A 12,631-nucleotide genomic window follows, 5' to 3' on the forward strand; every position below is an offset into this window, starting at 1 on the left:
CCGGATCCGGAGGTGGCCTTCTTCGCGTGGAGCTAGTGTTCCGCGCGCTTCGCGGTCTCGACGCTCTCGAACTCGCCCGGCTCGCCCTGCTCGACGTGGCCGTTGCCGTGCCCGTTGCCGTGGTGGGCCCGCTGCAGCGCGGCGGTCTCTTCGGCCGGGTCCGGCGACCAGAGCGTGCCCGGCACGGCCTGACCGGCCGAGCCCAACTTGTTCATCTTCTTCGGCACCGAAGCGCCCTGGTACTCGAGCGGGATCGCGTGGCCGTGGCTGTCGACGCCACCCAGCGGCTGGTGGATCTCGATGAACTCACCGTGCGGCAGCCGCTTGATGATGCCGGTCTCGACGCCGTGCTCCAGCACCTCGCGGTCGGCCCGCTGCAGGCCGAGGCAGATCCGGTAGGTGAAGTAGTACGCCAGCGGCGGCACGATCAGCACGCCGATGCGGCCCGCCCAGGTCGTCGCGTTGAGCGAGATGTCGAACTGGTCGGCGATGATGTCGTTGAAGCCCGACAGCTCGATGACCATGAAGAAGCCCAGCGCCATCGCGCCCAGCGCCGTGCGGACCGGTGCGTCACGCGGCCGCTGGAGCAGGTTGTGGTGCGCGGTGTCCTTGGACAGCTTCCGCTCGATGAACGGGTAGCCGAGCAGCAGGCCGAACAGGATCGGCATGCCGATCGCGCCCGGGAAGAACACCGCCGGGATCGTGTAGTTCCCGAGGTAGACCTCCCACGCCGGCCAGATGCGCAGCATGCCGTCGGCCCAGGCCATGTACCAGTCGGGCTGCGAACCCGCCGACACCTGCGCCGGGTTGTACGGCCCGAAGTTCCACACCGGGTTGATCTGGAACAGGCCCGACATCAGCGCCAGCACGCCCACGACCAGGGTGAAGAACGCCCCGCCCTTGAGCGCGAAGTACGGCATGATCCGGACGCCGACGACGTTCGTCTCCTTGCGGCGCACGCCCGGGAACTGCGTGTGCTTCTGGTACCAGACCAGCGCCAGGTGCGCCCCGACCAGCGCGAGCATGATGCCCGGCACCAGCAGGATGTGCAGCGTGTACAGGCGCGGGATGATCTGGTCGCCGGGGAACTCGCCGCCGAAGAGCGCCCAGTGGATCCAGGTGCCGATCACCGGCACCGAGAGCACGATGCCCGACAGGGTCGCGCGGATACCGGTACCGGACAGCAGGTCGTCCGGCAGCGAGTAGCCGAAGAAGCCCTCGAAGCAGCCCAGGATCAGCAGCAGGCCGCCGATCACCCAGTTCGCCTCACGCGGCCGCCGGAAGGCGCCGGTGAAGAAGATCCGGAGCATGTGCACGGCCATCGACGCCACGAAGATCAGCGCCGCCCAGTGGTGCAGCTGCCGCATGAACAGGCCGCCGCGCACGTCGAACGACAGGTCCAGCGTGGTCGCGAAGGCCCGCGACATCGGCAGGCCCTGCATGTTCTTGAAGCTGCCGTGGTAGATGACCTCCTGCATGGAGGGGTCGAAGAACAGCGTCAGGTACACGCCGGTCAGCAGCAGGATGATGAAGCTGTAGAGCGCGATCTCGCCCAGCAGGAACGACCAGTGGGTCGGGAACACCTTGTTCATCTGGTGCCGCAGGCCCTTGGCCAGGTGGTACCGCTGGTCGGCGTTGTTCGCGGCCTCGCCCAGGTGCCGCTCGACGGCGCTCGAGCCCTTGGTCGGCGTGGTGAGTGAACTCATGACTTACGCTCCCAAAAGGCCGGACCGATGGCCTCGATGAAGTCGCCTCGCGCGATCAAGTATCCCTCTTCGTCCACCGTGATCGGTAGCTGGGCCAGCGGACGGGTCGCCGGGCCGAAGATCGGCTTGGCGTAGTGGAGGGCGTCGAACTGCGACTGGTGGCACGGGCACAGGATGCGGTTGGTCCGCTGCTCGTACAGCGAGGTCGGGCAGCCGACGTGGCTGCAGATCTTCGTGTACGCGTAGTAGTCGCCGAAGTTGAAGTCCTCCTGGCCGGCCCGCTTGACGACGCGGGCGGCGTCGGTCGGGCGGAGGCGGATCAGCATGACCGGGTTGTCGACGCGGGTCAGCGCCGCGGCCAGCGCCTCCGGGTTGCCCTTTTCGGACTCGCGGTACGGGAAGACCGTTTCCATCGCGCCGGCGTCGAGGTCCTCGGCCTTGACCAGGCTGACCTCCTCGCCCTCCTCCAGCGGCTTGCCGGTGTTGCGGCGCAGGTAGACCTTCTCGCCGGGGAAGTTCGGCTTCCAGCCGGTGTGCCACAGGGACGCCCGGGTGTCGCTTTCCTTCCACGGGTTCTTGATGAAGGACGCGATCGGCAGCGCGGCGGCCGCGAGGCCGAGCGCGCCGGCCCCGGCGATCGCCGAGCGCTTGATCAGCGACCGGCGGGCGATGGTGCTGCGGTTCCCGGCGTCGGCCAGGTGCGCGAGGATCGTCGCGCGGTCGACCTCGGCCGACCCCTTGCCCTCACCGTCGTGGCGCTCCTGCACCGCGACCTCGGCGGGCACGAACTTCTTCGTGTACAGGATCACGCCGATGCCGAGGCCGAGGATGGCCAGGCCGAGCGTGATGCCGAGCATCGGGGTGTAGAGGCTGTACCAGAAGTGCGCGCTCTCGTTGTCCGGCGCCTCGTACTGCCACGGCCACCAGATGAGCGAGACGACGAACCCGATCCCGGCCAGCGCGGACAGGCCGAACCAGAACGCGACCAGGCGCTCGGCCCGCTTCTCCGCCCGGGTGCCCTCCACGGGCCACGGCGTCGGGTACTCGACGATCTCGACGCCGTCGAGCTGCCCGCCCAGCTTGAGCAGCTGGTCCCGGTCCATCTCAGCCAGCTCCGCCTCCGTCGGCGGCTTCGGCCCCTCGGCACTCATGCCTTCGATCCAATCCACAACGTCACGCCGATCAGCGCGGCGATCCCGACGATAAAGGCGACCACGCCCTCCGAAGCGGGGCCGACCCCGCCGAGGCCGTTCCCACCCGGGTCATTGTTGCCGTCCGACACCGACTTCACGTAGGCGACGATGTCCTTCTTCTCCTCCGGCGACAGCTGCCGGTCGGAGAACTTCGGCATGTTCTGCGGCCCGGTGAGCATGGCCGTGTAGATCTGCTCTTCGCTGGCCGGGTCCAGGTTCGGCGCGTACTTGCCCGCCGACAGCGCGCCGCCGCGGCCGGTGAAGTTGTGGCACGACGCGCAGTTGAGGCGGAACAGCTCGCCACCGCGGGCCGGGTCGGACCCGCGCAGGGCCTCGCCCTTCTCCGCGGGCCGCTGGACGCCGCCGCCGTGCGCCTGGATGTAGGCGCCGACCGCGTCGATCTCGGCCTCGGTCAGCTTCGGCGGCTTGCGCTCGATCTGCGCCTCCTGGCGCGACGCCGGCATGCGGCCCGAAGAGGTCTGGAAGTACACCGCGGCGTCGCCGATGCCGATCAGGCTCGGCCCGCGGTCCTGCACGCCCTCGAGGTTCGCGCCGTGGCAGGCGATGCAGGTGTTGTTGTAGACCTGCTCGCCGAGGCGCAGCTGCGCCGGCGTGCCCTGGGCCTGCGCGGTCTGCGGCTCCGGGGCGAACACGGCGTACAGGGCGCCGGCGCCCACCAGCGCGATACCGAGCGCGAGCAGGCCGGCGAACCGCCTCCGCAGCTTCGACCGCGCGCGGTAGCGGCGCTCCGAGGACTTGGTGCTGGTGGTCATCTTGCGGCAACCCTTGCTGTCAGTTCAGGCCGATGGTGAAGGTGGTGGCGGCTGGGCGTGCGGCCCCTCACGGGAGGAGGTAGATCACACCGAACAGGCCGACCCACACGATGTCGACGAAGTGCCAGTAGTAGGACACGACGATCGCCGACGTGGCCTGGGCGGGCGTGAACTTGCTCAGTTTCGTGCGGATGAGCAGGTAGACGAAGGCGATGAGCCCGCCGATGACGTGCAGGCCGTGGAACCCGGTGGCGAGGTAGAAGACCGTGCCGAACGGGCCGGACGGGATCGTCATCCCCTCTTCCACCAGGTTGTGGTACTCGTTGCCCTGGCCGGCGACGAAGATCGCGCCCATGATCAACGTGACGATGTACCAGCGGCGCAGCCCGTAGACGTCGCCACGCTCGGCGGCGAACACGCCGAACTGGCAGGTCAGCGAGGACAGCACGAGGATCACCGTGAAGGGGATCGCGTACGCCACGTTGAGGTGGAACTCCTCGCCGTGCAGCGGCGGCGGCCACTGGCCGGACGAGTTCTGCGCCTTGACGGTGAAGAACATCGCGAACAGTCCGGCGAAGAACATCAGCTCGCTGGAAAGCCACACGATGGTGCCGACACTGACCATGTTCGGCCGGTTCAGCGAGTGGACCCGCTGACTGATGGTGGGAGCTGCCGTTGTCACGCGTCGCATTATGTCCTCTCGCACCACCGCTCCGCCGGGTGGGTCCACGGCGGGTCGTCTGCGTAACCGATCACACCGGATGCCCGGGAAGGTGAGCGTTACTCATGGGTTTACTCGACCGGCTGCGTGACCTGGTCAAGAAGCGCGAAACCGCCGCTCTCACGCCCGATACGCCCGGGTTGAAGATCGTCGCCGAAGCCTTCGACCCGGTCGTCGCCGACTCGGCCGTCCTCGCCGGTTCACCCGGCTGGGTCAGCACGGCACCGGCCGTCCTGCGGCACCACCTGCTCCTGCCGGCGGGCCGGCTCGCCGAGGCGGCGTCGATCCTCGCCCAGGACGGCTACGACCTGCGCGAACAGGCCGCTTCGGGAGATCTGACGCGCGTGCTCGCGGTCCGGGTCCAGGTGCTCGACGCGCTGCACTGCGCCCAGGAACGGTCCCGGATGGCGGGCCTCGCGCAGCGATTGGGCGGCGACGCGCTCGGCTGGGACGCGCTCCAGCCGGAGCCGACCGCGTGATGTCGGTCTCGGCCGATACGATCGCCTCAGACGCGTGGTGGAGAAGACGGAGGCGTGCTCAATGGGCGAGTCGATGCGGGTCCTGGTGTTCAGCCACAAGCCGGAGGTGCGCGAGGCGATCGTGAACGCCGTCGGCCGCCGCCCGGCGGCGGACCTGGGGCGCGTGGAGTACGTCGAGGCGGCCGGCATCGCCGACGTGCTGTCCGAGGTGGACGAGGGCCACGTCGACCTGGCGATCCTCGACGGCGAGGCGCAGCCGACCGGCGGCATCGGCCTCTGCCGCCAGCTCAAGAGCGAAATCGCCGACTGCCCCCCGATCGTGGTCGCCGTGCGGCGCAAGGACGACCGGTGGCTGGCGACGTGGTCGCAGGCGGACGCCGTGCTGGTGCACCCGCTGGACCCGCTGACCGCCGCGGAGACCGTCGCCGACGTGCTGCGCGCGCGACGGGTCCCCGTCGTGAACGGCTGAGCCCGGTGGCCACCCCGGTCCCCCGCACCTGGCCGCCGCTGCTCAAGCAGCTCGTCGCCCGCGTCGACCTGTCCGAGGAGGACACGGCGTGGGCGATGGACCAGATCATGAGCGGCGCGGCGAGCCCCGCCCGGATCGCCGGGTTCGCGGTGGCGCTGCGGGCCAAGGGCGAGACGCCGTCGGAGATCGCCGGCATGGCGGCCACGATGCTGGCCCACGCCCGGCGCGTCGAGCTGGACCGCCCGGCGGTCGACATCGTCGGCACCGGCGGCGACGGCTCGAACTCGGTGAACATCTCGACGATGGCGACGATCGTCACGGCCGCGGCCGGCGCGCCGGTGGCCAAGCACGGCAACCGCAGCGCGTCGTCGAAGTCCGGCGCGGCGGACGTGCTGGAAGCGCTCGGCGTCACGATCAGCCTGCCGCCGGAGGACGTCCGGCGCTGCCTTTCCGAGGTCGGCGTCGGGTTCTTCCTGGCCTCGGCGTTCCACCCGGCGCTGCGGCACGCGGGCCCGGTGCGCGGCGAGCTCGGCATCCCGACGACGTTCAACCTGCTCGGCCCGCTGACCAACCCGGCCCAGCCGGGCAGCGCGCTGATCGGCTGCGCGTACGAGGACAAGACGCGGGTGCTGGCGGAGGTGTTCGCCCGCCGCGGGACGACCGCGCTGGTCGTCCGCGGCGACGACGGCCTCGACGAGATCACCACGACGACGACGTCGACGGTGTGGGTCGTCTCGGGCGGCACGGTGACCGAACGCCCGCTGGACCCGGCGGACCTGGGCATCCCCCGCGCCACGGCGGACGACCTGCGCGGCGGCGACGCGGCGGCGAACGCGGAAGTGGTCCGGGAGCTGGTAGGCGGCAAGCCGGGCCCGGTCCGCGACGCGGTCCTGATCAACGCGGCGGCGGCGCTGGCGGCGTTCACGGGCTTCTCGGCGTCCCTGGAGGACGACCTGCGAGCGGGCCTCGCGAAGGCGGCCGAGGCGATCGACTCGGGCGCCGCGGCCGCGTTGCTGGACCGCTGGATCGCGTTCAGCTGACCCGTTCCGGCTGCGGCTCGCCGGCCCGGGCGGCAGCGGGCCGCCGGCCGCGCTGGGGCGCCAGCGCGGCGGCCAGCACCGCGAGCATGCCCAGCCCCTCGGCCCAGCTGGGACGGTGGCCGTAGCAGGCGATGTCCACCAGCACCGCCACCACCGGGTACAGGTACGAGAGCAACGCCACGGTGGTCGTCGGCAGCTTGCCGATGCTCGCGTACATCAGCACGTACATCAGTGCCGTGTGGACGGTGCCGAGCAGCACCAGCCACAGCAGTCCCGACGGCGCCGACGGCAGCGGCGTGACCAGCAGCACCGGCGCCAGCACGACCGCGCCGACCGTCGTCTGGACGGCCGCGAGCAGGTGCGGGCGGACGTGCTTGAGCTGCTTCGCCACGAACGACGCGCCGGCGTAGAGCACCGCCGCGCCGAGGGCCAGGCCGATTCCGGCCAGCTGGACCGGTTTGCCGTCCTCGCCGTGGGCCGACAGTGAGATCAGCGCCACCCCGCCGAACGCGACCGCGGCCCGCGCCAGGTGGCTCTTCGCGACCTTCTCGCCGAGGAACGCCGCCGCCAGGCCCACCAGGATCAGCGGCTGCGTGTGGTAGACCACCGTGCTGACCGAGATCGAGGACAGCGCGTACGACGCGAACAGCAGGACCCAGTTGCCGACCAGGAACAGCCCGCCGAGGACCGCGAGCCCGAGGTCGCGCCGCGATGGCCGCCAGGCCTGCAGCCAGCAACGGGAGAGGCACCACAGCACCAGCAACGCGCCACCGACGAAGCAGCGGGCGAACGCGACGGCGGGGGCGGCCGCGCCGCTCTCGAGGACGACCGCGCCGATCGTGCCGGACATCGCCATCGCCGCCGACCACTGCAGCAGCGGGCGGGTTTCGGAGTTCGTCATGCCGACCAGGTTCGTCGCCCGCGCCCCGGCCGACCAGTGTCAGAGATGACAACGACCGCAAAACTTGTGACATGCTGGCGGACATGGACGTCAACCGGGTCGCGGTGGTGCTCGCCGACAAGGTTTCGCCGTTCGAGCTGGGCGTCGCGTGCGAGGTGTTCGGCACCGACCGCAGCGCCGACGGCATCGGGGGCTGGGACTTCGGCGTGTGCTCGCCGGGCGGCGACGCCGTCGAGAGCTGGTCCGGGTTCGGGCTCTCCGGCCTGCGGGACCTGGACTACGCGGCCGGAGCCGACCTGCTGATCGTGCCGACGTGCGCGCCGCGGACCGTCCCGCCGCCGGACCCGGTGCTGGACGTCCTGCGCGACGCGGCCGCGCGCGGTGCCTGGGTCGCGGGGTTCTGCGCGGGCGTGTTCACGCTCGGCTACGCGGGTCTGCTCGACGGCCGCCGCTGCACGGTCCACTGGGTGTACGAAACGGAGTTCCGGCAGCGGTTCCCGGCCGCCGAGGTGGACCCGCAGGCGCTCTACGCCGACGACGGCGGCATCCTGACCAGCGCGGGCACGGTCGCGGCCGTCGATCTGTGCCTGCATCTGGTCCGGCGGCTGCGCGGCGTCGCGGCGGCCACGACCCTGGCGCGGCGGATGGTGGCCGCGCCGCACCGCGCGGGCGGGCAGGCGCAGTTCGTGCAGGCGCCGGTGCCGGCCACGGCGGCGTCCGACGACGCCGTGGTGGCGGAGGCCCTGGAGTGGGTCGAACGGCGGCTGGACCGGCCGTTCACGGTCGCCGAGCTGGCCCGGCGCAGCGGGCTGGGCGAGCGGACGTTCCTGCGCCGGTTCTCGGCGGCCACGGGCACGACCCCGCACCGCTGGCTGACCGAACGCCGGCTCGACCGCGCCCAGGCGCTGCTGGAGGAGGGCAGGCTGTCGGTCGAGGACATCGCTGTGGCCTGCGGATACGCTTCGGCGGCCGCGTTGCGGCACCAGTTCACCCGGCTGCGTGGCACGAGCCCGTCGTCCTACCGGGCGGCGTTCCGGGGCTGAACGCGGAACCGGCCGCCGCGCGAAAGCGCGACGGCCGGTCCGGCAGAGCATCGGGTCACTCGTGCGACGGGCCCGTGTGGTACTCGAACACCAGGCCGCCGATCGTGATGAGCAGGGCGACCAGGGCGATGATGAGCAGCCAGATGTGGAAGAACGCCAGCGCCACGGCACCGAGCGCCGCGGTGGCCGCCATGCCGATGGGCCAGTAGCTGCCCGGGCTGAAGAAGCCCAGCTCACCGGCGCCGTCGCTGATCTCGGCGTCCTCGCGGTCTTCCGGCCGCGGCTCGATGCGGCGGGCGACGAACTGCATGTAGCTGCCGGCGAGGAAGGCGAGGCCCCCGGTCAGGAACAGCGCGACGATGCCGACCGGCTCGGGCCCGTGCGTCGCGGCCAGCGCGGTCCACACCCAGTAGACCGCCGCCATGAACACGGCGAAGATCGCCACGATGAAGAAGATGCGGGCTTCGACCCTCATGGTCTCTTCCTACTCCTTGTGCGGCTGGGCCGTCAGTTGGACGCGGTCCGCGCCGTGCGGTCGGTGTTGAACGGCTGGGTGGTCACCGCGTGTGGGGTGCACAGCACGCCGCAGTTCATCTTCGCCAGCGCCTCGGACGCGGTGAACGTCTGGCCCGTGGCCGGGTTCACCTGCTTGCGCAGCGCGATGTACTGGTCGTACTTGTCCGGCGACAGCGCCCGGACCTCGAAGTTCATCACCGAGTGGTAGGTGCCGCACAGCTCCGCGCACCGGCCGACGAAGGAACCCTCGCGGTCGATCTTGTTCTGGAACGAGCTGTCCTGGTTGTTCTTGTCCGGGTTCGGCATGACGTCCCGCTTGAAGTGGAACTCCGGCACCCAGAAGGAGTGGATCACGTCGGTGGAGACCAGGTCGTACTGGATGGTCTTGCCGACCGGGAGCACCAGCAGCGGGATCTCGCCGGACGAGCCGACCGTGCTGACCTGGCCGCTGCCGTCGGGCTTGGCCGCGTTGGCGTCCTCGTACTTGAACTCCCAGTTCCACTGGAAGGCGACGACCTGGACCTTGACGTCCGGGTTGGGCACCTTGTCCAGGACCTTCGACTCCGTCGTCGCGGTGAAGAAGAACAGGACGCAGACCATGATCGTCGGGACGACGACCGTGAACAGCTCGAGCGGGATGTTGTACTGGAACTGCCGGGGCAGCTCCTCCGGCTCGCCGTCGGCGGTCTTCTTCTTGCGGTGGAACGTCGCGGTCCAGAAGATCAGGCCCCACACGATGACGCCGACGACCAGCGCCGCCACCACGGTCCAGGTCCACAGGGTGCGCATCTGGTCGGCCTGGTGCGTGACGCCGACCGGCCAGCCGAACCGCAGGATCTCGTCGCCGGAGCAGCCCGTCGCCGTCAGCGCGACCAGCACGGCCAGCGCGGCGACGCGCAAGGTCCGCTTCCCCAGGGTGCGCTCGGGTTGTCCCACTGCGCCTCGCCCTTTCACCCAGAGCCTCCTACGACAGATCTTCGTGACAGGCGGAGCCTAGCCGAGTTGGCGCGCTCCGCTGACCAAGGGGTAACCATCGACGCGCGTGTTACGCGCCACGGTCCGCCCGGCATACTGGGCACTTCCCCAGCCCGAAGAAGACCCTAAAGGTGTGTGAGTACCCGTGTGCGGCCTGCTTGGACTGATCTGCGCGACCGAGACCGGCGCGGCGAACGCGCGTGACGCCGTCGGCGCGGCCATGCGCTGCCAGCGCCACCGCGGCCCCGACGAGCAGGACACGTGGGCCGACGCCGAGGTCGTCTACGGCTTCAACCGGCTCGCCTTCATCGACGTCGAGCACGCGCACCAGCCGCTGGTCTGGGGGCCGCCGGAGGCGCCGGGCCGGTACACGATGAACTTCAACGGCGAGATCTACAACTATCAGGAGCTGCGCGCGGAGCTGGCCGAGCAGCACGGGGCGAAGTTCGAGACCGAGGGTGACGGCGAGGCCATCGTCGCCGGCTTCCACTACCTGGGCGCCGACTGGGTGAAGCGCCTGCGCGGCATGTTCGCCTTCATGATCTGGGACTCGCAGGAGAAGCGCGTGTTCGGTGCGCGCGACCCGTTCGGCATCAAGCCGTTGTTCTATTCGGCCGGTCCCGGCGGTGTGGCGTTCTCCAGCGAGAAGAAGAGCCTGCTGGAGCTTTCGGACGTCCTCGGTGTCGCGCAGGAGCTGGACCGCAAGGCACTGCAGCACTACCTGGTCCTGCAGTACGTGCCCGAGCCCGAGTCGCTGCACACCGCGATCCGCCGCGTCGAGTCCGGCACGTCGTTCGAGGTGGTGCCCGGCGGTGAGGTGAAGTTCACCCGCTACTTCCACCCGCGGTTCGCCGCGAAGCCGGTCAACGGGCCGGCCGAGGCCGAGGAGCTGTACCAGCGCATCGCGGACGTGATGCGCGACTCGGTCGGCAAGCACATGATCTCCGACCCGGACGTCACGGTCGGCGCGTTCCTCTCCGGCGGCATCGACTCCACGGCCACCGCCACGCTGGCCAAGGAGCACAACCCGAACCTCATCGCGTTCACCACCGGGTTCGAGCGCGAGGGCTACTCCGAGGTCGACGTCGCCGCCGAGTCGGCCGCGGCGATCGGCGTGCAGCACGTGGTCCGGACCGTGTCGGCGGACGAGATGATGGAAGCCCTCCCGCTCATCGTCTGGTACCTCGACGACCCGGTGGCCGACCCCGCGCTGGTCCCGCTGTGGTTCATCGCCCGCGAGGCCCGCAAGCACGTCAAGGCGGTCCTTTCCGGTGAAGGGGCGGACGAGCTGTTCGGCGGCTACACGATCTACAACGAGCCGATCTCGCTGGCGCCGTTCGAGAAGATCCCGGGCGGCGTGCGCCGCCTCATCGGCAAGGTCTCGACGAAGATCCCCGAGGGCACCCGCGGCAAGGACCTGCTCCGCCGCGGCGCGCTGCCGCTGGAGGACCGCTACTACGGCAACGCCCGCAACTTCCGCGACGACCAGCTGCGCGCGGTCCTGCGGACCTACCGGGAAGGCGTCGGCTTCAAGGACGTCACGGCGCCCTGGTACGAGGTCTCCCGCGGCTGGGACCCGGTGGCCCGCATGCAGCACGTCGACCTCTACACGTGGCTGCGCGGCGACATCCTGGTCAAGGCCGACAAGGTGACCATGGCGAACTCCCTCGAGCTGCGGGTGCCGTTCCTCGACGCCGAGGTGTTCAAGGTCGCGGCGTCGATCCCGCTGGACCAGAAGCTCGCGCACGGCACGACGAAGTACGCGCTGCGCCAGGCGCTGGCCAAGATCATCCCGGCGCACGTGCTGAACCGGCGCAAGCTCGGCTTCCCGGTGCCGATCCGGCTGTGGCTGCGCAACGAGATGTACGACTGGGCCAAGGGCATCATCAACGACTCGAAGACCGACGAGCTGCTGGACAAGAAGGCGATCCTGGCGCTGCTGGAGGAGCACAAGGCGGGCCAGCTGGACCGCAGCCGCCAGCTGTGGGCGCTGATCGTGTTCATGCTGTGGCACGGCATCTTCGTCGAGCACCGCATCAAGCCCGAGGTGCCCGAGCCGGTGTACCCGGTCAAGCTCTGAGCGAACGCCCCGTCGAAGCCACCCTGCGCTCGTAGGGTGGCTTCGACGCTTTCAGGGGGTGGTCGGGGTGGACTTCGTGCTGGTGCACGGGACGACGCAGGGCCCGGACGGCTGGGCGCCGCTGGAGCGTGAGCTGACGGGTCACCGGACGCATCCGGTCGATCTCCTCGACGGTGACGGGCCGGACTACCCCGCGCTCGTCCGCCGCCAGGTGCCGGAGCTGCGGCGGCCGGTGGTCGTCGCGCACTCCGGCGCCGGGGTGCTGCTCCCGGCGATCGGCGAAGCGCTCGGGGCGTCGCGGCTGGTGTGGGTGGGCGCGTACATCCCCGACTTCGCGGGCGGCCGGAGCCTGGCCGAGGAGGTCGCGGCGGGCGCCACGGAGCTGTTCCACCGCGAATGGATCGGCGTGGACCCGACCCGCGACCCGGCACTGGCCGACCGGTTCCTCTTCCACGACTGCGACGAACGGACGCGGGCCTGGGCCCACGGAACCCTGCGGCTGTTCGCTGCACCCGAGCTGCTCACCCGGCCGGCGGGACCGGCGCCGTCGATACCGTCGACGGTCGTGGTGCCCACCGCCGACCGCACGCTCCGGCCGGGGTGGATGGCGCGGGCCGCGCGGGAACGGCTGGGCCTCGAGCCGCTCGGAATCGACGCCGGGCACTGCCCGCACGTGTCCCGCCCGGCCGAGCTGGCCCGGCTGATCGTGGGTGGCCGGCCGGGCTGACCACCCAC

At 70.6% G+C, this 12,631-nt stretch carries 13 protein-coding genes; 6 read left to right on the forward strand and 7 right to left on the reverse strand.

The features are described 5' to 3' along the window. Window positions 1-32: 32 nt before the first annotated feature. The 4 genes from qcrB to ctaE all read right to left on the reverse strand — a co-directional run bounded on the left by qcrB (window position 33) and on the right by ctaE (window position 4,363). A complete protein-coding gene (gene qcrB, locus BT341_RS37720; protein WP_072480778.1) occupies window positions 33-1,706 on the reverse strand; it encodes a cytochrome bc1 complex cytochrome b subunit in 1,674 nt (557 codons plus the stop codon). Then, the gene (gene qcrA, locus BT341_RS37725) at window positions 1,703-2,857 is read right to left on the reverse strand and encodes a cytochrome bc1 complex Rieske iron-sulfur subunit (protein WP_072480779.1); all 1,155 of its coding nucleotides are present in this window, start codon (window positions 2,855-2,857) and stop codon (window positions 1,703-1,705) included. The genes qcrB and qcrA overlap by 4 nt, the downstream gene beginning before the upstream one ends. Beyond that, the gene (gene qcrC, locus BT341_RS37730; RefSeq protein ID WP_072480780.1) at window positions 2,854-3,672 is read right to left on the reverse strand and encodes a cytochrome bc1 complex diheme cytochrome c subunit; all 819 of its coding nucleotides are present in this window, start codon (window positions 3,670-3,672) and stop codon (window positions 2,854-2,856) included. The genes qcrA and qcrC overlap by 4 nt, the downstream gene beginning before the upstream one ends. A gap of 67 nt (window positions 3,673-3,739) precedes the next feature. Further along, the gene (gene ctaE, locus BT341_RS37735; RefSeq protein WP_072480781.1) at window positions 3,740-4,363 is read right to left on the reverse strand and encodes an aa3-type cytochrome oxidase subunit III; all 624 of its coding nucleotides are present in this window, start codon (window positions 4,361-4,363) and stop codon (window positions 3,740-3,742) included. A gap of 95 nt (window positions 4,364-4,458) precedes the next feature. Between ctaE and BT341_RS37740 the strand changes: the two genes are divergently transcribed. The 3 genes from BT341_RS37740 (at window position 4,459) to trpD (ending at window position 6,381) form a co-directional block, all read left to right on the forward strand. Further along, window positions 4,459-4,872 (forward strand): hypothetical protein, encoded by a 414-nt coding sequence (locus BT341_RS37740; protein WP_072480782.1) that lies wholly within the window; start codon window positions 4,459-4,461, stop codon window positions 4,870-4,872. A gap of 61 nt (window positions 4,873-4,933) precedes the next feature. Further along, complete coding sequence (locus BT341_RS37745) at window positions 4,934-5,341, forward strand: response regulator (protein WP_072480783.1); 408 nt, start codon at window positions 4,934-4,936, stop codon at window positions 5,339-5,341. A 5-nt stretch (window positions 5,342-5,346) separates the two neighbouring features. Continuing rightward, window positions 5,347-6,381: an anthranilate phosphoribosyltransferase gene (gene trpD / locus BT341_RS37750; RefSeq protein WP_072480784.1), complete on the forward strand. Its 1,035-nt coding sequence runs from the start codon at window positions 5,347-5,349 to the stop codon at window positions 6,379-6,381. Here the strand turns inward: trpD and BT341_RS37755 are convergent. Continuing rightward, the gene (locus tag BT341_RS37755; protein ID WP_072480785.1) at window positions 6,374-7,282 is read right to left on the reverse strand and encodes a DMT family transporter; all 909 of its coding nucleotides are present in this window, start codon (window positions 7,280-7,282) and stop codon (window positions 6,374-6,376) included. The genes trpD and BT341_RS37755 overlap by 8 nt on opposite strands. Window positions 7,283-7,365: 83 nt before the next feature. On the opposite strand from BT341_RS37755, the gene BT341_RS37760 reads away from it, so the two are divergent. After that, window positions 7,366-8,325 carry a GlxA family transcriptional regulator gene (locus tag BT341_RS37760; protein ID WP_072482394.1) on the forward strand — a complete coding sequence of 320 codons (960 nt, stop codon included), beginning with the start codon at window positions 7,366-7,368 and terminating at the stop codon, window positions 8,323-8,325. A 55-nt stretch (window positions 8,326-8,380) separates the two neighbouring features. Here BT341_RS37760 and BT341_RS37765 read toward each other — a convergent pair whose 3' ends face one another. Beyond that, a complete protein-coding gene (locus BT341_RS37765) occupies window positions 8,381-8,800 on the reverse strand; it encodes a cytochrome c oxidase subunit 4 (protein ID WP_072480786.1) in 420 nt (139 codons plus the stop codon). 32 nt (window positions 8,801-8,832) lie between these two features. Continuing rightward, window positions 8,833-9,777: an aa3-type cytochrome oxidase subunit II gene (ctaC, locus tag BT341_RS37770; protein ID WP_084743126.1), complete on the reverse strand. Its 945-nt coding sequence runs from the start codon at window positions 9,775-9,777 to the stop codon at window positions 8,833-8,835. A 184-nt stretch (window positions 9,778-9,961) separates the two neighbouring features. Here ctaC and asnB point away from each other — a divergent pair, with 184 nt between their 5' ends. Both asnB and BT341_RS37780 read left to right on the forward strand, forming a co-directional pair. Further along, entirely contained in the window at window positions 9,962-11,896 is a 1,935-nt protein-coding gene (gene asnB / locus BT341_RS37775; protein ID WP_072480787.1) for an asparagine synthase (glutamine-hydrolyzing), read from the forward strand. Window positions 11,897-11,963: 67 nt separating this feature from the next. Then, the gene (locus BT341_RS37780) at window positions 11,964-12,623 is read left to right on the forward strand and encodes an alpha/beta hydrolase (RefSeq protein ID WP_072482396.1); all 660 of its coding nucleotides are present in this window, start codon (window positions 11,964-11,966) and stop codon (window positions 12,621-12,623) included. The last annotated feature ends 8 nt before the right edge of the window (window positions 12,624-12,631 follow it).

Source organism: Amycolatopsis australiensis (assembly GCF_900119165.1).
GTDB classification, from domain to species: Bacteria; Actinomycetota; Actinomycetes; order Mycobacteriales; family Pseudonocardiaceae; genus Amycolatopsis; species Amycolatopsis australiensis.